This is a genomic window from Pelagicoccus sp. SDUM812005, assembly GCF_031127875.1.
In the GTDB taxonomy this organism is placed as follows: Bacteria; Verrucomicrobiota; Verrucomicrobiia; order Opitutales; family Opitutaceae; genus Pelagicoccus.
Genome location: NZ_JARXIA010000001.1, coordinates 938,151 through 959,123 on the forward strand (window position 1 = coordinate 938,151; position 20,973 = coordinate 959,123).

Genomic DNA, 20,973 nt, shown 5'->3' on the forward strand with positions numbered 1-20,973 from the left:
GGCTCGCGGTCGCCTGGCTTCTTGGCGAACTGCTTCTAGCTTTGGGCAGCTGCTCCTCGGTTAAGGACGCTTTGGCAGGCGTCCTGGAGCCCCTCGAGGCGATCGCTCAGACCCATCTGGGAGAGGTAGGCATCGTCCAGCGAATCGGAGTTGTCGCCCCCTGCGGCGAAAGCCTGGGCGAGGTGTACGCAGGTGAGGGGGGAAATCTGCTTGGCCGAGCATTCGGAGGGGGTGCTCGCGAAAACCACGGCTTCCACGATCGGGTCGGTGAAGCCCCAGATGCCGAGGAGGTAGCCGCCGACTTCGCCGATGCTCGCTCCGATGAGCTGTCGGGAGCGCTGGACTCGCTGGATGTTGGGCGCGTGAGCGAGCTTTTGGAGCTCGCGGTGGACTTTGGTGTGGCTCGTGAGCAGCAGCAAGGTTCCGATTTGCGACATGGTGCCAGCGATGTAGGCTTGGTCCACCAGGCGGGCTTCGAGGTCGAGCTTCCGCGCGATCGTGTGGGAAAGCTGGCCGGTGAGGATGCTTTTTTGGCCGATGGCGGAGATCTCTTCCATGTCCTCGACGCTCCCTTCGAAGCAGTGGAAGGTTCCGGCGACCATGGTGATGGCCTTGATGGTCTCGATTCCTAGCTGTTGCACGGCTTGCTTGAGGGAGAAGTCGCTGCCGCCGAGGCCGAAGTAGGCGGAGTTGGTGAGCTTGAGAAAGTTTGCGGCGAGGGAAAGGTCGGACTCGATAATGGCGACGATTCGGTCCGTGGTGGTGGAGGAGTTTGAAAGCTCTTGTATTAGCTTGTTGAATACAGAAGACGGCGTCGGAATGGTGTCGACCGAGTTTGCTATGGCCCGCAGTTTCTCGGAGGAGAGAAGGTCCCGGAGGTCGAGGGAGCGTTTGATGGTTTCGAAAAGCAGGTCGCGGTGGCAGGGTTTGGCGAGGTATTGGTGGGCGGGGCCGATGGTTCGTAGCACCGCTTCCTTGTCGGCGTAGCCGGAGAGGATGATGCGGATGGTGTTGGGGTGCAGCTTGCTGATCCTGGTGAGCAGCGCGGCTCCGTCCATGACCGGCATCTTCATGTCGGAGACGACGATGTCGATGGGCTGGGATTGGAGGAGCTGGAGGGCTTCGGTCCCGCTGTTGGCGAAGTGCAGGTCCCAGTTCGCCCGTTTGGAGCGCAGCATTCTGCGCAGCCCGTTCAGGATATTGGGTTCGTCGTCGACGAAGAGGACTCGTTCTTTCATGAAAGTTGCTGTGGGTCTGGAGGCGTTCCTTCTTTTCGGGCAAGGGGCAGGCGGATGGAGAAGGTGGTGCCTTCGCCTTCCTGGGAGTCTATGGAGATGGATCCCTGGTGTTTCTTGACGATGATGTCCCAGCTGATGGCCAACCCTTGTCCGGTTCCGCGGCCGACTTCCTTGGTGGTGAAGAAGGGATCGAAGATCTTCTTCTTGATCGCTTCCGGCATGCCAGTCCCGGTATCGGATATTTGCACGAGGAGCATTTTTTCCTCGGCGCGGGTGCGGAGGGTGATCTTGCCGAGCCCCGGCTTCTTGGCGTCGGCGATGGCATGGGCTGCGTTCACGACCATGTTAAGGATAACTTGGTTAAGGGCGCCGGGGACGCAAGTGACCAGGGGCGCATTTTCGTCGAAGTCCAGTTCGATTTCAGCGACGCTTTTCCACTCTGCCTTGGAGATGGCGAGGGTGTTTTCGATGGATTTATGGAGGTCGTAAGGCTGCATCGTTTGGGCGCCCGGGTGGGAGAACTCCTTCATGGAAAGGACGATACGTGAGACTTCTCGCACACCGGCAATCGACTGGGTGATGGCTTGTGGGATATCGGCCGCGAGGAAGTCGATGTCTAGCTCCTTGAGGCTGGCTTGGAGGTCGGGCGGCGTTTTTCCTTCTCGAGAGGATTCGTTCATTTCGGCGAGCAAGGGCAGGATGCTTGCGAACTCGGTCTCCAGGAAGTCGAGGTTGTCGCCGATGAATTGGATAGGCGTGTTGATTTCGTGGGCGATGCCGCCGGCAAGTTGGCCGACGGCCTCGAGCTTGGAGCTTTGTAGAAGCTCGACTTCCAGCTCCTTGCGGCGGGCTTGTTCCTGCTTGCGGACGGTGATGTCGTGGACGGCTCCGACCAGCATGATCTTTCCGTCGACGATGATCTCGTTGGCGCCGAATTCGATGGGGAAGTGGGTGCCGTCTTTACGTTTGCCCAGGAATTCCACTGTGGCGATGCGCGAGGCTCGCGGAGTGAGCCCGGAGACGTACTTCGCGAGGGCGTCCTTGTCTTGGGAGGCGACCAATTGGGTGACGGGCCCGCCGAGGATCTCGTTTTTGGAGAGTCCGAACATGGCTTCGCAGGACTCGTTGAAGAGCTGTATCCTGGCGTTTTCGTCGATGAGCAGGACTCCGGTGGGGAGGTTGTCCATGATGTTGGCGACGTTTTCGGCGCGTTCCCGGGAGATGGCCTCCCGTTTTCGAATTTCGGTGATATCGGTAAGAAGCCCTACGATGCCGTTTTTGCTGCCCTGTCGGTCGAGGGTTTCGGTGGCATGGTAGAGGCAGGGGATCGATTTGCCTTCGGCGTCCTGGACGCTGATTTCGAAGAGGCCGGTAGCGAGGATTTCGAGCATTCCAGGGAATTCTCTTTTGGTTTCGGCGCTAAGGAATTCGCCGAAGGTCTTCCCGATGGCTTGATCGTGGGGCAGGCCGAGAATGCGGCACATCGATTTGTTGAGCTGTTGGATGCGGCACAGGGAATCGAGTCGAACGTAGCCCTGTTGGGTGTTTTCCAGGACGCGGGTGAGGATTTCTTGGGTTTCGAGGGCGGAGGCCTCGGCCCGGCGGAGGTTGTAGTCGACGATCCCGGCGAGGGTGGTGAGACCGATTAGGATGACGGAGGTCGTTGCGATGATTCCCCCGAGAAGCCAATCCTGCGTTGAGGAAGCCTGGGCCGCTTCTGGCGCGCAAGCGTCCAAGTAATAGGTGGCTGCCATGCCGGTGTAGTGCATGGTTCCGATGGCGAGCCCCATGAAGCTAGCTCCCACGATGCGGGCGGCGAGGGGGCTGGCGTTCGCTAAGCGCTTGAGACGGAAGGTCGAATAGAGGGACGCTATGGAAAGGGCTACTGCGACGATGACGGAGACCGCGAAGGTTGCCGGGTCGTAGTACATCATGGCATCGAGTTTCATGCCTGCCATTCCGGAGTAGTGCATGGCGCCGATACCCGATCCCATCAGGACTCCGCCGATCGCGAGGTCCCTGATGGCGAGGGTCTTGCGGGAGACGATCTTTATGACGACCCAGCTGGCTAGAAATGCGGGCAGGAAGGAGAGGGCGGTGATGAGCGGGTCGTAGTGGATCGGGATCGGCAGGCGAAATGCCAGCATGCCTAGGAAGTGCATGGCCCAGATCCCGGTTCCGAGGGCGAGGGCCCCGGCGAGATGCCAGAACTGAAGCAGGCTTTTCGAGCTGCGTTCGCTGAGGTTGTTTTTGGCGATGGTGAGGGCGCAAAAAGCCGCCAGGGCTGCGACCGCGTAGGATAGGGCGACGAAGGTAGGTTCGTAGCTGCCTTGCAGGGCGTCGGTTTTGTTTAGGCTTTCGTTGAGGAATTGTGGCGTCATTCCTTGCTCGTAGTTGGGTTCTTGGCTAGATGGCTTGCGATTCGCTTTCCCGCTGGGACAGCTATCAAGCTACGGGCAATGTTTGGATTCGCTAGCGAAGGCGGCAGGTATACAAAAAATTGATACTTTCGCGGGTGGAGGCCTAAGGGATTTTGCAGGGTCTCAAGTGGGGCGTGAGGGAATCTTTTCCCATTTCTTTCCGAATTGCTTAGACAATTGGCTGAGGTCGTCTAGGGTGCCGCTGCGAGTCGCGGTCCTCAGGAAGCACTTTGGGTGACTGACGGTTCGAGAATACAAAAAAATATATATGTCAAAAGGAACAATTAAGTGGTTTGATCAGGAAAAGGGCTACGGCTTCATTCAGCAGAGTGAGGGCGGCGACGACCTTTTCGTACATCACTCCGAGACGGACGGTTACGCGCTCAACGAAGGCGATTCCGTTGAATTCGAAATTGGAGAAGGCCGTAAAGGCCCTTGCGCCACGAAAGTACAGAAGGTCTAAAAACCTTCGACTCGAGGATTTCGATCCGCGAACCGCGGATTAGCCCGAGGGCTTGAGAGAAATCCTGGGAGTATCGAATTTTCGAATACTATTAAACGAGAGAGGCTGATGCTTCTCTCGTTTTTTTGTGGGCGAATGTGGCGTGTGGAGCGGCTGTCGGCAGCGCGGCATCTTGTGTGGTCTCAGCTCAGCGCTTCGATGGCTTCGATGATGGCGTCGTCATGCGTCGAGTCGGTGCGGATGAAGAGCTCTTGCAGGCCTTTTGCGGTTTGGGTGACGGCTTTCAGTCCGCCGGGTTGCTTGCGTTGGATTTTGACGGTGCCGGTACGGCTACCGCCGCCGAGCGACTTGCCTCCGTAGGAGCGTCCGATGATGACGCCAACGACGCCCGGCAGGCCTTCAATTTTCTTGATGGTCTGCTGGCATTCCTTGGAGGTGCTTTGATGTCGGCCGCGCGATGGCATGAGGTCGGGAGTTAAGTGGGCTCTCGATAATTGTCTAGTTGCAGTTTGGCAGGTTTCGACGATTTTTGAAATCCTAGATTATGTTCAAGGATATCAAGAATCTCCAACGGGTCGACTTTTCGACCTGTATCCCCTTTCGCATTACGGACCACAACTACGGCGATCACGTGGCCAACAACGTTTTCGTGGAGTACTTGCACGAAGGTCGCGTGCAGTTGCTGGCGAACTTCGGTTACACGGAGAAGGATGTGGAGGGCGTGCAGCTGATCCTGTCGGAGCTCGGCGTGAAGTACACGAAGCAGGCCTTTTATCCCGATACCCTGCGGCTGGATATGACGGTCGCCAATCCGAGGCCGACCCGTTTCGACTTGTGCTACCGCGGCTACAACGGGGCCGGGGAACTGCTCTTGTTGGCGAAAACGGAAATGGCCGCCTACGATGCGGCGACCGGCAAGCCCATCCGCATGCCGGAAGCGTTTTTCCGCAAACTCGGCCTGGAGGGCTGAGCGCGGCTAGTTGCGTTTCGACTTGGGGAGAAGGCTGCCGCTGGAGTTCGTCGGGTCGACGAAGAGTACGGCGAGGCAGGCGACCGCAACCGCGATCGATCCCCAGAAGTAGAGCGGATCGGCGAGGCAGAGGCTAGGGCGTATCGCAAAGGCGAATACGAGGCCTACGATCGCTCCTCCGAAGTGGGCGTCGTGGCCGATGTTGCCCATCCTCTTGCGCAGTCCCCAGAAGGATCCGATCAAGTAGACGAGGGCGAAGATGTTGCCTGGGATCGCGATGGGGATGAAGAAGAGGCTGACGCCGGTTCCGGGGACGAGGAAGATGGTGGCGAAGATGATCCCGCTGACCCCGCCGGAGGCCCCGAGGGCGGCATATTGGTGGTGCCGATGGAGGAAGAGGGAAAGCAGGGAGCCTCCCATGACCGAAAAGAGGTAGACGACGACAAGCGTTTTCCATCCGTAGAGGATCTCGATGGCGCTGCCGAAGGAGTAGAAGGCGAAGAGGTTGAAGCCGGCGTGCATCCAGTCGGCATGGATTAAGGCGCTGGATAGGATGCGGTCCCACTGTCCCTCCACTAGGATTTCGCGTGGTTTGAAGAGGAGGCGTTGGAGTAGGGCTGGCTTGGCGAAGCCGATTTGGGTGACGACTGCGGTTAGGATGCAGATGGCTATGGTGACGGGAGCGGTCATGGTTACGGCCTTGGCTTAGACGGAAATTTTGGGGCCCAAGTATTTGGGGCTTCGAGCGAGTATCCAAATATCGAGCACGGACTTGACTCGCGCGAGCTCTTCGCGAAGGAGCGTTTTGCTGGAGTGGGAGGCGGCAACGTCGGCCGCGTTGAGGCCGTAGGCTTCGATGCCTTTGCTGCGAGCGATGAAGATAGCTCGTTTGTTATGAAACTCTTGGGAGACGACGATGAACTGCTTTTGGCCGAAGACTTCCTTGGCCCGTACCATGGAGTCTAGGGTGCTGAAACCGGCGTAGTCGCAGAGGATGTTTTCCAGAGGCACGCCTCGCTGGGCGAGGGCCTTCTTCATTTCGAGCGGCTCGTTGTAGTCGGGGCGGGAATTGTCTCCGCTGACGATGAGCTTTCGTACGCGTCCGGAATGGTAGAGGGCGGCCGCAGCGGCGATGCGGTTTTCGAAAAAGAGGTTGGTCCGCCCGTCGGAGAGGGTGCTGGAGCAGCCGAGCACGATTGCCGTCTTGCAGAAGGGGAGCTCGGCGCTGTGGTCGGCGACGAAGGCGGCGGATCGGTTTTCGACGATGCTGCGGGCTGTCCAAGTGGCGAGCAGGAGGCTGGACGCGGCGCCGAGGGCGAGCGGGATGAGGGCGCGTTTGCGAAGCTTCATAGGTGGGTGGCTTGGATGTTTGGTGGTGCGAGGCGAGCTGGCGGAACTCTTCGCTTGCCTAGACGCTGTGTCGAGGCGGATAGTTCCGCCATGGTGAAATCTGTGGCGTTTGTTCTCTTGTCGGCTGTGTTGGCGTTGCTGGGCTGTCAATCGACGGGAATGGATGGCGTGGACTTTACGCGGGCCCGCTTCTTTTTGGAGTCGGGGTCGAACGCGGGATTCTCCGCTGCTTTGACCTTGCCGGTTAGCCGGATCCAAATCCCGGTCGAGGGGCAGGCGATCGTTTCCGAATACGACTACCTCTCGGTTGACGTGGTCGACGTGGATCTGGGACGCTGCCTCGCATTTACCTTGAAACCGGCGGCGGCGCGTGAGTTTTATCAGATTTCGGTCGGGAACCAAGGGAAGCGTTTGGTGCTCGTAATCAACGGAGAGCCGTTGGGGGTGCGCAAGATCACTGGCCCGATCGCGGATGGAAGAATTTATGTGTTCCTGGAGGTGAAGGACGATCGCCTCATGGAGCTCGCAAGGAAGTTGAAGGATACTAATTTTGAGATTCAAAAGAAGCTTAAGCGCTAAGGCGTTTCTTTTATTTTTTGTATTTGCTTGTTGGGGACAGGCCCAGGAGCCGATCCGGTTGGGTCCGTATTTTTGGCCGACGCCGAATCCGGCATTCGTGCAGCATGGCAAAATGGAAGGGGTGTTGCAGCCCACGGTTTCAGGTCGGATTACTTCGGGCTTGTTCGGCTGCGTGCGAAACGACGGGCGGCGTTTTCACGAAGGGCTCGACTTGAAGGCCATGACTCGCGACCGACGCAACGAGGCGACGGATCCGATCTTCGCCTTCGACGGAGGCATTGTGCGTTACGTAAATACGGTGGCTGGCAACAGCAGCTATGGACGCTACCTTGTGATCGAGCACCCTCAGATCGCGCCTGGTTTCATTAGCTTGTACGCTCATTTGAGCAAAGTGGACGCGGGGATCGCCGAGGGCGTATCCGTGGAAGGAGGACAGCGGATCGCCGTGATGGGCAGGAGCGCGGGCGGTTATTCGATTCCGCGCAGTCGCGCTCACCTGCACTTCGAGCTCGGCTTTTGGTTAGGCCCCGATTTCCAGAAATGGTACGACCAGCAGCCTTACGACTCGGAGAACGAGCACGGCTCCTACAATGGGATGAATATCGTGGGGCTGGATGCCTGGGCTCTTTGCGGAGCTTTGCGTCGCGGAGAGGCGCAGGACGCCTGGGAGTATTTGATGAGCGAGCAAATCGCGGTGGAGGCCTTCGTGCGGGACACGGCGATTCCGGATTTGCTGAAGGTGAATCCGAACCTGATGCACAACGACGTGATCCCGCCCGACCACGCGGGTTGGCGGGTGGAGCTGACTTGGTACGGCCTGCCGACGCGCTTCAAGGCTTTGACGGTGGCCGAGATGGAAGGCTACGAGCGATGGCTGACGGTAGACGCCCTGCGGCCAGACTTGATCGAGGGGAACCTTTGCCTGGATCTGGCTCGGGAAAACGTTTTCGGAGGGGCCGGCTCCAAGGTGAACAGCCTGATGAAGCGACTCTTCGTCAAGTAGGGGAAAGGGGCGCGTCCGCTTGGCGCTCCCTGTATCCGAACACAAAAAAAACGCCGTCCCGAATCGGGACGACGTTTTAGGAAATTGTTGAGAGAAGCTTAGGCTTCTGGCTTGGTCTTCTTGAGGCCGGAAACGCGGTCGCCGTCTTTCCACTCGCCGCGCTTCTTTAGAAGCTCTACGCGCTCGAAGCGCTTGAGTACGTTTCTCTTGGCGCCGGTAGCGGCGTTGGATTTGTAGCTAGGATGCTGTGACATGGTCGAAAATGGTTCCGGTTAAATGAAGCCGCGGAGGTTGCACACATCATTTGCCCATTTCAAGTACTTTTCTGAAACTTTTTCCGCCCTGCTGCAGACCCACTTGGGCGTGTCGTAAGGGTGGCGGTCGTCGATGAAGCTCTCGAGCTTGGGGAGGTTGGCTTCGAGGGCGTAAATTACGATACGGAATTCCTCGTCCTTTTCTACTTTGCCGCGCCAGCGGTAGAAGGAGATGACTGGGGAATCGATTTGTACGCAGGCGGCGAGCCGGCTTTTCACGATGTCCTCGGCTAGGGATTCTGCTTCGGGCAATCGCGATACGGTGGTGTAGCAAACGTAAAGGTTGTCGGATTTAGGCATTGTAACAGCTATGCTTAATTGAGATTCCAAGGGGCGCGGTGGGAAATTGCCGCTGCGAAAGCCGGAATAAGCACTTGACCCACCTTGGCAGCAAGGTAAAAGGGCGGATTCCATTAATAAGGAGGCAGCTTTGAGAGAAGATTATATAAAAGAAGCACGCAAGGTCATCAAGGACCCAAACATCCTGATTAACGTCGTTTCACGCCGCGTTAAACAGCTACGCCACGGCAACCGCCCGCTGGTCGAATCGCTCGAGAAGCTCAATCCCGAGGATATCGCCCTGCGCGAAATCATCGAGGGCAAGATCAGCTACGAGCTGGCCGACTAGTTGGCCCATTGCGGCGGGCGTGCAGGCGTTCCCCCAGTACTTTGACGGAGCGCGGTAGACATTGTCCGCCGCGCCCTTTTTATACCCGGATCACGAGAGGAACCTGAAATGGCAGGCAAAAACAAAAAAGGCGGCAAGGGCTCGACCCCTCAGGACATTCGCAACTCCAAGGTGCGTCGCGACTACGAAGTCGAGCACACCTACGAGGCGGGCATCGTATTGACGGGCACGGAGGTGAAGTCGATCCGGGCGGGCAAGGCTCAGATCTCAGACGGGTTTTGTCGCTTCCACAAGGGCGAGTTTTTCATCTACGGCCTCCACATCGACGAATACGCCTTCGGCAATATCAACAACCACGTGGTGAGGCGCGACCGGAAGCTGCTGCTGAAGAAGTCGGAGCTGAAGAAGATCGAGCGTGCCTTGGAAGCGGGCGGAAAGGCGGCTATCCCGACGCGCATGTACTTCAAGGAGGCGCTTATCAAGGTCGAGATCGGTATCTGTACCGGCAAAAAGCTCTTTGACAAGCGGGAGGACCTGAAGAAGAAAGCGCAGATGCTGGACATTGATCGCACGATGAAGGCGTTCCGCGTCCGCTAGCATCCTCTAGATACTCAGCTTTTTTTCAAATCCGTCGTATGCCATCCCTTTCACGCGTCATCTGCAAAGTCCCCGGAAGCACCTCCAACTGTGGTTCCGGGTTCGATACACTGGGAATGGCGGTGGCGCTTTTCAACGAGGTCTCGGTGGAGAGGGCGGAGACCGCGGGAGACGATTCTTTCGGTCCGGACATTTATCCGTTGAGCGAAATGGCTCGCGATACGGTGGCTCGCTTTTTCGAGGAAAGCGGCTTGGAGGCTTTCGAAGTGAGAATCCGGATACGTGGCGAGGTGCCGCAGGCACGGGGCTTAGGCTCGAGCGTGACAGTGCGCGGCGGGATTTTGGGCGGTCTGTCGAAGCTGTCCGGCGCGGACTGGGACAAGGAAAAGCTCGTCGAAGTGATAACCGAGCTCGAGGGCCATCCCGACAATGCGAGCGCATCGATTTTGGGCGGTTTCACGGTATCCAGATTTCTTGACAGCCCGGCCAAGGTCGAGGCGGTCAATAAGATAGAAGTAGGCGAAGAGCTGCGCTTGGTGGTGGTTTCGCCGGAGTTTGAAGTGCTCACTTCCGCTTCGCGAGGCGTCTTGCCGCAGTCGCTCGGTTTTGCTTCGGTGATTTCGAGCATTAACAGCGTTTCCTGCGTGGTGGCCGCTTTGGCTTCCGGGCAATACGAAGGTTTGGCAAACGCGGTGCACGACAGCGTGCATGAGCCGTACCGCTTGAAGAATATCCCAGGCGCCTCGGCGGCCATCGCGGCCGGTATCTCGGCGGGCGCTTACACCGGTTGGTTGAGCGGCAGCGGATCGAGCGTCTTGTGCGCTTGTTCCGCGGATACGGCTGAAGCGGTGATGGAGGCGATGCGCGATGCATTTAGCGAAGCCGGTCTCGACAGCATTGGACGCGACTTGAGCGCCGACAACCTAGGGCTGCAGATTTCCCACAGTGAGTAAGCCATTGCTGCATGTCATTCTGTTTCAGCCGGAGATTCCTCAGAACACGGGGAATATCGGGCGTACTTGCGCCATTACGGAGTCGCGGTTGCACTTGATCCATCCCTTGGGCTTCCAGATCAAGGACAAGCACTTGAAGCGCTCGGGCATGGACTACTGGAAGTCGCTCGACGTGCACCATCACGAGAACTGGGAAGCCTTCAAGGCGAGCGACGCGGGGCCCAAACGCCTGTTCCTTTTCACGACGAAGTCGAGTCAACCGTATTGGGACATTCAATACGAGGATGGCGATGGTTTGCTGTTTGGCAACGAGGGCTACGGAGCTCCGGATTGGCTGCACGAGGAAATTGGCGAAGACCGTCGGCTCAAGATTCCCCATTATAACGATAGCTTGCGCTCCTTGAATCTGGCGACTTCCGCAGGGGTGGCCGTTTTTGAAGTGATGCGGCAATTGCGAGGAAATCCCTGAGATGAGCGCCGCGAAGGTCCTGATCCTGATGACCTCGCCGCTCGACAAGATTGTCCATGCCTTGCGGGTGGTCGAGGCGATCAAGCGGCAGCATCCGGACTTGGAGGTGACCTGGGTGGTGCGTCGGTTTTACGAGCCTTTGGTGGGGGCGTTCGATTTCGTGGATCGGACCATTGTGTTTCGCCGCAGCGAGGCGATCACGAGTTTCGCTGGTCTGGTGCGGGAGATCCGGCAGGAGCGCTACGATTTCGTGCTCGATTTCGAGGGGTATGCTCGCACGGGGGCGATGTGCTTTTTTGCCAAGGGCCAGCGAAAGATAGGCCTGCGTTCGGCGCGGGAGGGGGCTTCTATTTGTTATGGCGAGGTTGTTTCCAAGGCGTCGGAGGATAGGCGCCACCTCTTGGAGCGTTTTCAGGACTTTGGTTCAGTTTTTGGATTGAAGCCAGTGGTGGACGACCGGCTGCCTTTGCCTCGGGGAACGGGAGTGCCGGCGGAGGTGGGAAGTCTTCTGGAGAGCGGTAGCACTGTGGTTTGCTTGTTTCCCGGGCGCTTCAAGGCGCAGCGCTCGTGGGGGCGAATGCTTGAGCTGGCTTCGAAGTTGGTATCCGAGCGCCAGGACGTGCAGGTTTTGATTTTAGGGGTGGTGCCGTATGTATTTGAAGAGCCACTACCAAGGCGGGTGCACGATTTTCAGGAGCGCTACTCGTGGTCGGAGCTTTGCTCGATCGTGGCGGAGTCGAAGGCGGTGGTAGCGAACGACAATGGCCCAGCCCAGCTGGCGGGGGCGTTGGGGGTGCCGAATCTCACGCTCTATAGCTTCGTTTCACCGTCGGTTCGCGGCGCGTATCCGCTGGAGGATCCGGCCAATGCGGGGGTGCGGGCTCCGCAGGGCGAGGTTGCCTTGCTCGATTTCGACGAGGTCTATGCGGAGGTGGAAAAGCTGCTTGCTCTCTGAGCTGGCTTGACTCTGCGCTCAGGGCGCCGATAAGGCGTGGTCTCGTTTTTCGAATTGATTGGCCTTTCGGAAAGCGAAGTTCTCAGCCCTATCGAAGATGATCGATCCGAAATTCCTCAGAGAAAACCCAGACGCAGTTCGCGCGGGTATCGCTAAAAAGCACATCAAGTGCGACCTCGACGCTATCTTGGCGCTCGACGAGAAGCGTCGCGCCCTCATCTCCGAAGCGGAGTCGCTTCGCGCCAAGCAGAAGGCGGCGAACAACGATATGGCTCAGCTTCCCAAGGGGAGCCCGGAGTTCATTGCCAAGGTGCAGGAGATGAAGGCCGTATCGGCGGAAGTAAAGGCGGCAGACGCGGAGCTGGGCGCTATCGAAGCTGAGTGGAACGAGAGCATGCTCAACATTCCCAATCTGCCGGACGAGAGCGTGCCGGAAGGTCGGGACGAGTCGGAGAACGTGGTTGTTCGCGAGCATGGCGAAGTGCCGGCGGATGCGGACTACCAGAAGGCCCACTACGATATCGACTGGATCGAGCAGATCTTGGATTTGCGCCGCGGAGCCAAGGTGAGCGGCGCCGGCTTCCCGTTCTTCGTTGGGGACGGGGCGAAGTTGGCTCGTGGACTTATCAACTTTTTCCTCAACGAGGGCAGCGATGCGGGATTCCAGGAGATTGGGGTGCCGTTTTTGGTGAACGCGGAGAGCGCGACGGCGACCGGCCAGCTTCCGGACAAGGAAGGGCAGATGTATCAGACCGTTGAAGACGGACTCTATGCGATCCCGACGGCTGAGGTGCCGCTGACGAATTTTTTCCGCGACGAGATTATCGACGAAGCGGACCTGCCGATCTACCGTTGCGGGCACTCCGCTTGCTTCCGACGCGAAGCCGGCAGCCATGGCAAGGAGGTGCGCGGCCTGAATCGCGTTCACCAGTTCGACAAGGTCGAGCTTTTGAAGTGGGTCAAGCCGGAGACCAGCATGGATGAGCTGGAGTCCTTGCGCGAATACGCGGAGAGCTTGCTCGTGAAGCTTGGCTTGCCGTTCCGCACGCTGCTGATGTGTGGCGGCGATATGGGCTTCACCAATTGCAAGCAGTACGACTTGGAGGTTTATGCTGCGGGGCAGAAGCGTTGGCTGGAGGTTTCCAGCTGCAGCAACTTTGGCTCCTTTCAGGCTCGTCGAGCCAAGATTCGCTATCGCAATGCGGAAACGGGCAAGCCGGAGATCCTGCACACGCTGAACGGTTCGGGTCTCGCCGTGCCGCGCGTGTTCGTGGCAATCATCGAAAACGGCTTGCAGGAGGATGGGCGTATCCGTCTTCCGGATGCGCTGGTGCCGTACGTGGGCAAGCAGTTCATCGAAAAGCTTTAGACCGGAAAGAAGGCGTATTGGATTGGGTAGAGGCAGCTCGTCGGCTTGAGTCGAGAACGGACCTCTCTCGCGTTCCGAGGAGTGTGGCGGCGAAGCTGGACTCCTTGCCGGTTGTCTATGTCGCCTGCTCGGGCGGAGCGGATTCGGTTTTCGCCTTGTTGCTGACTCGACATTATCTGAGCGGTCGCGGGCGCTTGGAGTCGTTGCGAGCCTTGCACTTCGACCACGGTCTTCGCGGGGCAGATTCTACGGCGGACGCGGAATTCGTGCGGGAGCTCTGCGGGGCGCTGCGTATCCCTTTGTTGGATGCGAAGGCGGGATGGGGCGATGGCGTCGCGACGCACGGCGAGGCGGAGGCACGCGAGGCGCGCTTTGCGTTTTTCCGCTCGGCTTGCGGGGCGACGGAGGAGGAGCCTGCTTGGATCGCGACCGGGCACCATGCGGACGATGTCGTGGAGACGATGTTGATGCGCTTGTCGCGGGGAGCCGGATTGCAGGGGCTCAGCGCTCCGCGCGAAGTGTCCGAGGCGGGTGGCGGGCTCGTTTTTCTGAGGCCTGCGCTCGACTGGAGCCGGGATGAGATTCGAGGGGCCTTGAGCGATTGCGGGATTCCCTGGCGGGAGGACGAGAGCAACTATTCGGAAACAAATTACCGGGCTCGGCTGAGAAGGGAGGCCCTTTCCGCGTGGGAGAAGGCGTCGGATCGGCCGGTGCGTCCGGGGGTGGCGAGGAGTCGTCGCTTGTTGGCCGAGGACGCGGAGGCGCTCGAATGCATGGCGGATCGGTTGTGGGAAAAGTGCTGGGATGCGGAGCGCTTGGCTTTGAAGCGAAGCGCGGTCGAGGCGCTCCCGTCGGGCTTGCAGCGCCGTTTGTTGTTTAGATTGCCCCAAGGAGCGAGGGTGCGAGCGGAGGCGATGGAGCAGGCGCTTGAGGCTCTGGAGTCGGGACGGGAGCTGAAGCTCGAAGTCGAGCAAGGAGTGTTTTATGAGTTTTCCAAGGAGTGGCTGGCTTTGCGTAAAATCCAGGCCGACTTGCCTCCTCGGGAGTGGCCGAGCTTCGTTTTTCCTTTGGGTACGGTTGCCTATTTGCCGGATGGGGCGAGGTTGTCGATCGAAGGGGTCGCGGTGGACCAAGCGTTGCGCGAAAAGCTGGATTCCGGCAGTAACGACGATGGTCGAATCGTGTACTTGGATGCAGCAGGGAACTCAAGGAGCCGACTGTGGGTCCGCACTAGAGCTCCCGGTGACGCATTCAAGCCGCTCGGTAAATCGTCGCCCAAGAAGCTGAAAAAACTGTTCATTGACCGTAAGATAGACCGTAGAGACAGGGACCGATTGCCGGTTTTTGTCAGCGAGGGGGGCGAGATCCTTTGGGTTCCTGGAGTTCCCCCGAATGCCGGCTGGAAGCTGGGTTTTGGCTGCGAGGCCGCCTTGCGATTGACTTACGTTAGATGAGACTCAACCTACACGTCTCCATTAGAATTTAATGCCCGATAATAATAACTCCAACCGACGCGGCCCTATCAAAGGCGGGCCCGAGCGTTTTCAACCTAAGGTAATCATATTCTGGGTGGTCCTCATCGCATTGATGCTGATCATCTGGCAAAACTCCACCGAGACAGGCGAGGTCGAAAGTCTGCCTGTCACCAAGGTGATCGAAATGACCCAGCAGGGCCGCGTGCTCGCTGGCAAGATCGCCCCCATGCCTAATGGCGGCATGGATTGGTACGAGATTGGGGGAACCATCGCCACTCCCGTCACTAACGAGCTTGGGGACGAGGTAATCGCGAATAAGGGATTCCTCGCGAAGGGTCGCCTTTCGGAGGCGAACTACGAAATCCTGCAGTCCAGTGGCGTCTTCAAGGAGACCAGTCCTAACACCTTCCTGCCGCAGCTTTTGGCGGGTATCATTCCGTTCCTGTTGGTGATCGGCCTGCTGTACTTCCTTTTCGTTCGCCAGCTGCGCATGGCGGGCAAGGGAGCTTTGAGCTTCGGCAAGAGCAAGGCTAAGCTGCTTACTCGCGACAAGGATAAGATCACCTTCGCCAACGTGGCGGGTTGTGACGAGGCCAAGGAAGAGGTGAGCGAGGTTATCGATTTCCTCAAGGACCCGAAGCGTTTCCAGCGTATGGGTGGCAAGATCCCCAAGGGTATCTTGATGGTGGGCCCTCCAGGTACCGGTAAGACTTTGCTTGCTAAGGCGGTTGCCGGCGAGGCGGACGTACCGTTTTTCTCGATCAGCGGTTCCGATTTCGTGGAGATGTTCGTGGGGGTCGGCGCCAGCCGCGTTCGCGACATGTTCGAGCAGGGCCGCAAGAGCGCTCCCTGCTTGATTTTCGTGGACGAAATCGACGCGGTTGGTCGTCAGCGCGGAGCGGGACTCGGTGGCGGAAACGACGAGCGCGAGCAGACTTTGAACTCCCTTCTCGTGGAGATGGACGGGTTCGATACGACGGAGGGCGTTATCATCATCGCCGCGACGAATCGCGCCGACGTGCTCGACAAGGCTTTGCTTCGCCCGGGACGTTTCGACCGTCAGGTCGAGGTCGGGCTTCCGGACCTTCGGGGGCGGGAAGAGATTCTCAAGGTACACGCTAAGAAGATCCGCTTGAGCGAGGAGGTCGACCTGTCGGCGATCGCGCGAGTCACTCCCGGTTTCGCGGGCGCTGATCTGGCGAACCTCTTGAACGAGGGCGCTCTCATGGCCGCTCGCAAGGGCAAGGATCAGGTCGAGAGCATCGATATCGACGAGGCCCGCGACAAGATTTCGTTCGGTCGCGAACGCCGTCGCGTGGTAGACGAGGATGATCTTCGTTCCACGGCTTATCACGAAGCGGGCCATGCCATGGTGCGCGTCTTGTTGAAGGATAAGGACGTGCGCTTGCACAAGGTCACGATCTTGCCTCGTGGCGGAACTTTGGGCATGGCTATGATGGCTCCTACCAAGGATAGCCTTGGCATGTCGAAGAAGCAGCTCGAAGACTATATCGCGGTGTGCATGGCTGGTCGTCTCGCCGAAGAAATCATCACGGGCGACTACAGCACGGGCGCGGTGGCGGACATTTCGCAGGCTACCAAGTCGGCTCGCGACATGGTTTGCCGCTACGGCATGAGCAAGCTGGGTCCGATCTCCTTTGGGGAGAACCAGGATCAGGTCTTCCTCGGTCGCGACATCAACCGCACACAGGACCATAGCGAGAGTACCGCGAAGGCCATCGACGAGGCGGTCAGCGAGATCATTCACGAGCAGTTCGAACGGGCTCGCAAGATGATCGAGGAACGTAAGGAAGCTTTGGTTACGATTGCGGAAGCCTTGCTTCAGTACGAGACGATCGATGGTAAGCACGTCGAGGAAATCCTGGAGCACGGCGAAATCCGTTCGGAAGTCGTTTCCTCGAAGACGGAGCTCGACGAGAAGCTCGAAGCGGAAAAGAAGGAAAGCGAGAAGGCCGTGAAAAAGAAGGCCGCGGAAGACCGAAAGCCACCGGCCGTGGACGGCGCTCCTTCGATTGCCTAGACGTATATCTCAATTCTTAACTTTTAATCAGACAGTGGCGAGCGACTCGCCGCTGTCTTTTTGGTTTTAAAGCTCACATTTTATGTCCCTCCAGTTTTCACGACTTGGCGCTCGCCAGAAGGAATCCGATATTGCCCGTTTGATGACGGTTGCGTTGCAGCGGCCGGATCTGCTTAGCCTGGCGGCTGGTTTCACCGATAACCAAACCCTGCCGTTAGCGGAGCTGACGGAGGTCGCAGTGCAATTGGGCGAGGAAGGGGAGCGCTCGGTTTTGCAGTATGGTGCTAACCAGGGAAATCTGAAGCTGCGGCAATTGATGACAGATCGATTGCAGAGGCAGGATGGGGTGGACTGGGACTACGGGATAGAGCGTTCCTTTGTTAGCAACGGTTCCCAGCAGGCTCTTTATCTCGCAGTGCAGACTCTGTGCGATCCAGGAGATATTGTTTTGGTCGAGCAGCCAACCTACTTCGTTTTTCTGGAGATGCTGCGGGGCTTGGGCGTCGAAGCGGTGTCCTTGCCAGTCGGGAGCGGCGGCGAGATCGATACGGTAGCTCTTGCTGCGATGCTGGAGGCTTATGCGAAAGCGGGTGAGATCGAACGGGTGAAAGCCGTGTATTTGATCAGCTACTACGCGAATCCGAGCGGTCGCTGCATCAGTCGCGACTGCAAGCAGTCCGTATTGGAAATCCTAGCGCGGTACGAAGGTTCCATCGCGCTTTTCGAAGATGCGGCGTATCGGGAAATGTATTACGAGCGACCGTTTGCTGCGGAAAGCGCGGTCGCTTTAGAGAAAGCGAATAGAGTGGTGCCGGTTTTCTATTCCACGACCTTGACGAAGCCCTTCGCGACGGGGTTGAAAGTTGGGTTCGGGTATTGCACGCACGAGGACTGGTTGGCTCGCATGATGGCGATCAAGGGGCAGCAGGATTTTGGCACTGCGAACTACAACCAGGCGCTTTTGGCTAAATCTCTCGAAACGGGGCTGTTCGATCGTCACTTGGGCGTTCTGCGCGCGTCGTATTTCGCAAAGATGCGCGCTTTGCATGTCCGATTGGGGGAAACGCTGGGAGAACTCGGATGGTCTTGGGAGCAGCCGGAGGGTGGGCTCTATTTGTGGCTTACCGCTCCCGAGGGCTTGGAGACCGGATTCGAGTCCGCGTTTCACGAAGCGGCCATAGAGGCCGGGGTCATGTACGTGCCCGGCGAGCTCTGCCAGGCGGAGGGCCGGCCAAGGAACCGCGCTCGCCTCAGCTTTGGGGTGCTCGGGCTTGCGGAGCTGGAGGAAGCGGGAGATCGGTTTTGCGCCGCCGCGAAGCAAATTGGCTCCGCCCAAATTTCCTGAAAACACAGTTGACTGAAACCTGACTTTTCGAAATCACCTTTAATCTCCTTTAACTTTACTAAGATATGCAAGATTACTCAGTAACGCATTTGAAACAGCTTGAAAGCGAAGCGATTTACATCCTTCGCGAGACTGCTGCTCAGTTCGAGCGTCCGGTGCTCCTCTTTTCGGGGGGCAAGGACTCAATCGTGATGACGCATCTTGCGATGAAGGCGTTTTGGCCGGCCAAGATTCCGTTTCCCTTGTTGCACGTGGATACCGGCCACAATTTCCCCGAGACCATCCAGTATCGAGACGATCTCGTGGCGAAGCTGGGAGCGAACTTGGTGGTTGGTTCCGTCGAAGAAGCGATCAAGGACGGTCGTGTCGTAGAGGAAAAGGGACCGAACGCTTCCCGCAACATGCTGCAGATCCAGACCTTGCTCGACGCTCTCGAGGAAGGTCAGTACGACGCGGCGATGGGTGGGGCCCGCCGCGACGAGGAGAAGGCTCGCGCCAAGGAGCGTTTCTTCTCGCACCGCGACGAATTCGGGCAATGGGATCCCAAGAACCAGCGTCCGGAGCTTTGGAATATCTTCAACGGCCGCATGGCTCACGGGGAGCACTTCCGTGTCTTCCCGCTCTCGAACTGGACGGAGATGGACGTTTGGCAGTACATGAAGGCCGAGAATATCGAGCTACCTAGCCTCTACTACTCTCACGAGCGCGACGTGGTTATTCGCAATGGCACGATCTTGGCCGTATCGGAGTTCGTGCAGCCGCGCGATGGCGAGAAGGTCGAAAAGAAGCGAATCCGCTTCCGCACAATGGGCGACGCTACCATCACGGGCGCGGTCGAGTCCGATGCGGATACGATGGACAAGATCATCGAGGAGGTCGCTGCTGCGAGGCAGACCGAGCGAGGAAATCGAGCGGACGACAAGCGAAGCGAAAGCGCCATGGAAGACCGCAAGAAGGCGGGCTACTTTTGATCCGCGGCTGTGTAACCAATCTTTTAATACAAATTTCCCAATACTATGAGCACTGAAAACAGCTCTCCGGAAAAAGGCTACCTCGACATGGATCTCCTCCGTTTCACGACCGCTGGCTCGGTCGACGACGGAAAGTCTACCTTGATCGGCCGTCTGATGTACGACTCGAAGGCGATCTTCGAAGACCAGCTTGAGTCGATCGAAAACACCAGCAAGCAGCGCGGCGACGAGCACGTGAACCTGGCGCTTCTCACGGACGGCCTGCGCGCCGAGCGGGAGCAGGGGATCACTATCGACGTGGCTTACCGCTACTTTGCAACTCCGCGTCGCAAGTTCATCATCGCCGATACGCCGGGGCATATCCAGTACACCCGCAACATGGTGACCGGCGCCTCTACGGCGAACTTGGCCATCATCTTGGTCGACGCCCGCAAGGGAGTTATCGAACAGACCTGCCGCCACAGCTTCATCGCTAACTTGCTGCGTATCCAGCATGTGGTGATCGCCGTCAACAAGATGGACCTCGTGGATTGGTCGGAGGAAACCTTCAACAAGATTCGGTCCGACTTCCAGAAGTTCGCCTCCCGCTTGGACAACATCGTGGAGATTTCCTTCATCCCGATTAGCGCCTTGAAGGGCGACAACGTGGTGGACAAGTCGACGAACATGCCATGGTACAACGGGCCGACGCTTCTCTACCATCTTGAAACCCTGTATGTCGGTCCTGACGCGAACCATGTGGATTCGCGCCTTCCTGTGCAGTGGGTGATCCGCCCGCATAGCGACCAGTACCATGACTTCCGCGGTTACGCGGGCCGAGTGGCTGGCGGCGTTTTCAAGCCGGGCGACGACGTGGTCGTTTATCCGTCCGGCTTCGAGGCAAAGGTCAAGGCGTTGCATACGGCGGACGGCGAACTGGAGGAAGCGTATTCGCCATTGAGCGTCGCGATGACTTTGGATCGCGAGATCGACATCAGCCGCGGCGATATGATTGCCAAGCCAAACAATCCACCGACGGTCGGCCAGGACATCGACGCGATGGTGTGCTGGTTTTCGGACAAGCCGCTGAATCCGCGAGGCAAGTTCCTCATCCGCCACTGCTCGAAGGAGGCGAAGGCGCTCATCCGCGACGTGAAGTACAAGGTGGACATCAATACCTTGCACAAGATCGAGGGAGACAATCAGTTTACGCTCAATGACATCGGTCGCATCACGATCCGTACGGCGTCGCCGCTCTGCTACGATAGCTACAAGCGCAATCGCGTGACCGGTTCCTTCATCCTTGTCGATGCGAACACGAACGAGACGGTCGCTGCTGGCATGATTCGTTAGGGACTGCTGGTCGGCTTAAGTTTTACCTTTCGCGAAAGCCGCGTTCCTGATTTGGGGATGCGGCTTTCTTGCGTATCAGGACATCCCTTAGAGGGTATTCTTGTTTACAAAGTCTTTACAGAGTGGGGTTTAAAATTAATGTAAACCCTATGCAGAAAGCCGATGAACACCCGCTATCGATCGATGAAATAGCAGCCCGCTTGAAGTGCGCGCGGGGTTGGGTGCAGCTTTCGATAGACGCAGGATGTCCGGTTAACTCCGACAAGCGAGTAAGCATCCGGGATTTCATGCTGTTCCAGCTGACCAATATTCAAAAGATCCGCTCCCTCGCGGGACTTCCGGAGATCGAGACTCCGGGGACGGTTAAGGATTTGCGTCCTAATGTGAAGGCAATCCTCACCACCCAGCTCGAATGGCTTCAGGTTCGTTCGACGCGGAGCGCCGTTAAGACGGCGGCCAAGCTCGTGTGCGATCGCATCAACGCGGTCTGACGGGGGGGGG

23 protein-coding genes are annotated in these 20,973 nt (G+C 58.2%); 16 read left to right on the forward strand and 7 right to left on the reverse strand.

All coding sequences use genetic code 11. The annotated features are described in order from the left end of the window. Nucleotides 1-35: 35 nt before the first annotated feature. The gene (locus QEH57_RS03415; protein ID WP_309005274.1) at nucleotides 36-1,238 is read right to left on the reverse strand and encodes an HDOD domain-containing protein; all 1,203 of its coding nucleotides are present in this window, start codon (nucleotides 1,236-1,238) and stop codon (nucleotides 36-38) included. Continuing rightward, on the reverse strand, nucleotides 1,235-3,619 hold the full coding sequence (locus tag QEH57_RS03420) for an MHYT domain-containing protein (RefSeq protein ID WP_309005275.1): 2,385 nt from the start codon (nucleotides 3,617-3,619) through the stop codon (nucleotides 1,235-1,237). Before QEH57_RS03420 ends, QEH57_RS03415 begins: the two co-directional genes overlap by 4 nt. Before the next feature lie 307 nt (nucleotides 3,620-3,926). Here QEH57_RS03420 and QEH57_RS03425 point away from each other — a divergent pair, with 307 nt between their 5' ends. Next, complete coding sequence (locus QEH57_RS03425) at nucleotides 3,927-4,121, forward strand: cold-shock protein (RefSeq protein WP_309005276.1); 195 nt, start codon at nucleotides 3,927-3,929, stop codon at nucleotides 4,119-4,121. 182 nt (nucleotides 4,122-4,303) lie between these two features. Here the strand turns inward: QEH57_RS03425 and QEH57_RS03430 are convergent, their stop codons facing one another. Further along, a complete protein-coding gene (locus QEH57_RS03430) occupies nucleotides 4,304-4,585 on the reverse strand; it encodes a hypothetical protein (protein ID WP_309005277.1) in 282 nt (93 codons plus the stop codon). A gap of 80 nt (nucleotides 4,586-4,665) precedes the next feature. Between QEH57_RS03430 and QEH57_RS03435 the strand changes: the two genes are divergently transcribed. Continuing rightward, nucleotides 4,666-5,091 (forward strand): thioesterase family protein, encoded by a 426-nt coding sequence (locus QEH57_RS03435; RefSeq protein ID WP_309005278.1) that lies wholly within the window; start codon nucleotides 4,666-4,668, stop codon nucleotides 5,089-5,091. Between the two features lie 6 nt (nucleotides 5,092-5,097). Here QEH57_RS03435 and QEH57_RS03440 read toward each other — a convergent pair whose 3' ends face one another. Continuing rightward, entirely contained in the window at nucleotides 5,098-5,781 is a 684-nt protein-coding gene (locus QEH57_RS03440; protein WP_309005279.1) for a rhomboid family intramembrane serine protease, read from the reverse strand. Between the two features lie 15 nt (nucleotides 5,782-5,796). Then, complete coding sequence (locus tag QEH57_RS03445) at nucleotides 5,797-6,441, reverse strand: ElyC/SanA/YdcF family protein (protein ID WP_309005280.1); 645 nt, start codon at nucleotides 6,439-6,441, stop codon at nucleotides 5,797-5,799. A gap of 90 nt (nucleotides 6,442-6,531) precedes the next feature. Between QEH57_RS03445 and QEH57_RS03450 the strand changes: the two genes are divergently transcribed. Then, a complete protein-coding gene (locus QEH57_RS03450) occupies nucleotides 6,532-7,020 on the forward strand; it encodes a hypothetical protein (RefSeq protein ID WP_309005281.1) in 489 nt (162 codons plus the stop codon). Nucleotides 7,021-7,117: 97 nt separating this feature from the next. Beyond that, the gene (locus QEH57_RS03455; protein WP_309005282.1) at nucleotides 7,118-8,023 is read left to right on the forward strand and encodes a M23 family metallopeptidase; all 906 of its coding nucleotides are present in this window, start codon (nucleotides 7,118-7,120) and stop codon (nucleotides 8,021-8,023) included. Between the two features lie 98 nt (nucleotides 8,024-8,121). Here the strand turns inward: QEH57_RS03455 and QEH57_RS03460 are convergent, their stop codons facing one another. After that, nucleotides 8,122-8,277 (reverse strand): small basic protein, encoded by a 156-nt coding sequence (locus QEH57_RS03460; RefSeq protein ID WP_191616455.1) that lies wholly within the window; start codon nucleotides 8,275-8,277, stop codon nucleotides 8,122-8,124. Nucleotides 8,278-8,295: 18 nt separating this feature from the next. Beyond that, a complete protein-coding gene (cutA, locus tag QEH57_RS03465; RefSeq protein WP_309005283.1) occupies nucleotides 8,296-8,637 on the reverse strand; it encodes a divalent-cation tolerance protein CutA in 342 nt (113 codons plus the stop codon). 130 nt (nucleotides 8,638-8,767) lie between these two features. Between cutA and QEH57_RS03470 the strand changes: the two genes are divergently transcribed. The 12 genes from QEH57_RS03470 to QEH57_RS03525 all read left to right on the forward strand — a co-directional run bounded on the left by QEH57_RS03470 (nucleotide 8,768) and on the right by QEH57_RS03525 (nucleotide 20,963). Beyond that, entirely contained in the window at nucleotides 8,768-8,965 is a 198-nt protein-coding gene (locus tag QEH57_RS03470) for a DNA-directed RNA polymerase subunit omega (RefSeq protein WP_309005284.1), read from the forward strand. A 108-nt stretch (nucleotides 8,966-9,073) separates the two neighbouring features. Beyond that, nucleotides 9,074-9,562, forward strand: coding sequence for an SsrA-binding protein SmpB (smpB, locus tag QEH57_RS03475; RefSeq protein ID WP_309005285.1), 489 nt, complete (start codon nucleotides 9,074-9,076; stop codon nucleotides 9,560-9,562). A 38-nt stretch (nucleotides 9,563-9,600) separates the two neighbouring features. Continuing rightward, a complete protein-coding gene (gene thrB, locus QEH57_RS03480) occupies nucleotides 9,601-10,515 on the forward strand; it encodes a homoserine kinase (RefSeq protein ID WP_309005286.1) in 915 nt (304 codons plus the stop codon). Between the two features lie 4 nt (nucleotides 10,516-10,519). After that, the gene (locus QEH57_RS03485; protein WP_343224746.1) at nucleotides 10,520-10,984 is read left to right on the forward strand and encodes a tRNA (cytidine(34)-2'-O)-methyltransferase; all 465 of its coding nucleotides are present in this window, start codon (nucleotides 10,520-10,522) and stop codon (nucleotides 10,982-10,984) included. A gap of 1 nt (nucleotide 10,985) precedes the next feature. Continuing rightward, the gene (locus tag QEH57_RS03490; RefSeq protein WP_309005288.1) at nucleotides 10,986-11,939 is read left to right on the forward strand and encodes a glycosyltransferase family 9 protein; all 954 of its coding nucleotides are present in this window, start codon (nucleotides 10,986-10,988) and stop codon (nucleotides 11,937-11,939) included. Nucleotides 11,940-12,036: 97 nt separating this feature from the next. Further along, the gene (serS, locus tag QEH57_RS03495) at nucleotides 12,037-13,308 is read left to right on the forward strand and encodes a serine--tRNA ligase (RefSeq protein ID WP_309005289.1); all 1,272 of its coding nucleotides are present in this window, start codon (nucleotides 12,037-12,039) and stop codon (nucleotides 13,306-13,308) included. Nucleotides 13,309-13,391: 83 nt separating this feature from the next. Continuing rightward, entirely contained in the window at nucleotides 13,392-14,762 is a 1,371-nt protein-coding gene (gene tilS, locus QEH57_RS03500; protein WP_309005290.1) for a tRNA lysidine(34) synthetase TilS, read from the forward strand. Nucleotides 14,763-14,793: 31 nt separating this feature from the next. Continuing rightward, nucleotides 14,794-16,824 carry an ATP-dependent zinc metalloprotease FtsH gene (ftsH, locus tag QEH57_RS03505; RefSeq protein WP_309005291.1) on the forward strand — a complete coding sequence of 677 codons (2,031 nt, stop codon included), beginning with the start codon at nucleotides 14,794-14,796 and terminating at the stop codon, nucleotides 16,822-16,824. 82 nt (nucleotides 16,825-16,906) lie between these two features. Beyond that, nucleotides 16,907-18,169: a PLP-dependent aminotransferase family protein gene (locus tag QEH57_RS03510; protein WP_309005292.1), complete on the forward strand. Its 1,263-nt coding sequence runs from the start codon at nucleotides 16,907-16,909 to the stop codon at nucleotides 18,167-18,169. Nucleotides 18,170-18,234: 65 nt separating this feature from the next. Beyond that, nucleotides 18,235-19,140: a sulfate adenylyltransferase subunit CysD gene (cysD, locus tag QEH57_RS03515; protein ID WP_309005293.1), complete on the forward strand. Its 906-nt coding sequence runs from the start codon at nucleotides 18,235-18,237 to the stop codon at nucleotides 19,138-19,140. Nucleotides 19,141-19,185: 45 nt separating this feature from the next. Then, the gene (cysN, locus tag QEH57_RS03520; RefSeq protein ID WP_309005294.1) at nucleotides 19,186-20,472 is read left to right on the forward strand and encodes a sulfate adenylyltransferase subunit CysN; all 1,287 of its coding nucleotides are present in this window, start codon (nucleotides 19,186-19,188) and stop codon (nucleotides 20,470-20,472) included. A 149-nt stretch (nucleotides 20,473-20,621) separates the two neighbouring features. Further along, nucleotides 20,622-20,963, forward strand: a complete 342-nt coding sequence (locus tag QEH57_RS03525; RefSeq protein WP_309005295.1) for a hypothetical protein — start codon at nucleotides 20,622-20,624, stop codon at nucleotides 20,961-20,963. Nucleotides 20,964-20,973 lie beyond the last annotated feature (10 nt).

Bases quoted from the DNA above. Each gene is read 5' to 3' on its own strand.
- QEH57_RS03415 (WP_309005274.1), bottom strand. From the start codon at position 1,238: ATGAAAGAACGAGTCCTCTTCGTCGACGACGAACCCAATATCCTGAAC.
- QEH57_RS03420 (WP_309005275.1), bottom strand. From the start codon at position 3,619: ATGACGCCACAATTCCTCAACGAAAGCCTAAACAAAACCGACGCCCTG.
- QEH57_RS03425 (WP_309005276.1), top strand. From the start codon at position 3,927: ATGTCAAAAGGAACAATTAAGTGGTTTGATCAGGAAAAGGGCTACGGC.
- QEH57_RS03430 (WP_309005277.1), bottom strand. From the start codon at position 4,585: ATGCCATCGCGCGGCCGACATCAAAGCACCTCCAAGGAATGCCAGCAG.
- QEH57_RS03435 (WP_309005278.1), top strand. From the start codon at position 4,666: ATGTTCAAGGATATCAAGAATCTCCAACGGGTCGACTTTTCGACCTGT.
- QEH57_RS03440 (WP_309005279.1), bottom strand. From the start codon at position 5,781: ATGACCGCTCCCGTCACCATAGCCATCTGCATCCTAACCGCAGTCGTC.
- QEH57_RS03445 (WP_309005280.1), bottom strand. From the start codon at position 6,441: ATGAAGCTTCGCAAACGCGCCCTCATCCCGCTCGCCCTCGGCGCCGCG.
- QEH57_RS03450 (WP_309005281.1), top strand. From the start codon at position 6,532: ATGGTGAAATCTGTGGCGTTTGTTCTCTTGTCGGCTGTGTTGGCGTTG.
- QEH57_RS03460 (WP_191616455.1), bottom strand. From the start codon at position 8,277: ATGTCACAGCATCCTAGCTACAAATCCAACGCCGCTACCGGCGCCAAG.
- cutA (WP_309005283.1), bottom strand. From the start codon at position 8,637: ATGCCTAAATCCGACAACCTTTACGTTTGCTACACCACCGTATCGCGA.
- smpB (WP_309005285.1), top strand. From the start codon at position 9,074: ATGGCAGGCAAAAACAAAAAAGGCGGCAAGGGCTCGACCCCTCAGGAC.
- thrB (WP_309005286.1), top strand. From the start codon at position 9,601: ATGCCATCCCTTTCACGCGTCATCTGCAAAGTCCCCGGAAGCACCTCC.
- QEH57_RS03490 (WP_309005288.1), top strand. From the start codon at position 10,986: ATGAGCGCCGCGAAGGTCCTGATCCTGATGACCTCGCCGCTCGACAAG.
- serS (WP_309005289.1), top strand. From the start codon at position 12,037: ATGATCGATCCGAAATTCCTCAGAGAAAACCCAGACGCAGTTCGCGCG.
- ftsH (WP_309005291.1), top strand. From the start codon at position 14,794: ATGCCCGATAATAATAACTCCAACCGACGCGGCCCTATCAAAGGCGGG.
- QEH57_RS03510 (WP_309005292.1), top strand. From the start codon at position 16,907: ATGTCCCTCCAGTTTTCACGACTTGGCGCTCGCCAGAAGGAATCCGAT.
- cysD (WP_309005293.1), top strand. From the start codon at position 18,235: ATGCAAGATTACTCAGTAACGCATTTGAAACAGCTTGAAAGCGAAGCG.
- cysN (WP_309005294.1), top strand. From the start codon at position 19,186: ATGAGCACTGAAAACAGCTCTCCGGAAAAAGGCTACCTCGACATGGAT.
- QEH57_RS03525 (WP_309005295.1), top strand. From the start codon at position 20,622: ATGCAGAAAGCCGATGAACACCCGCTATCGATCGATGAAATAGCAGCC.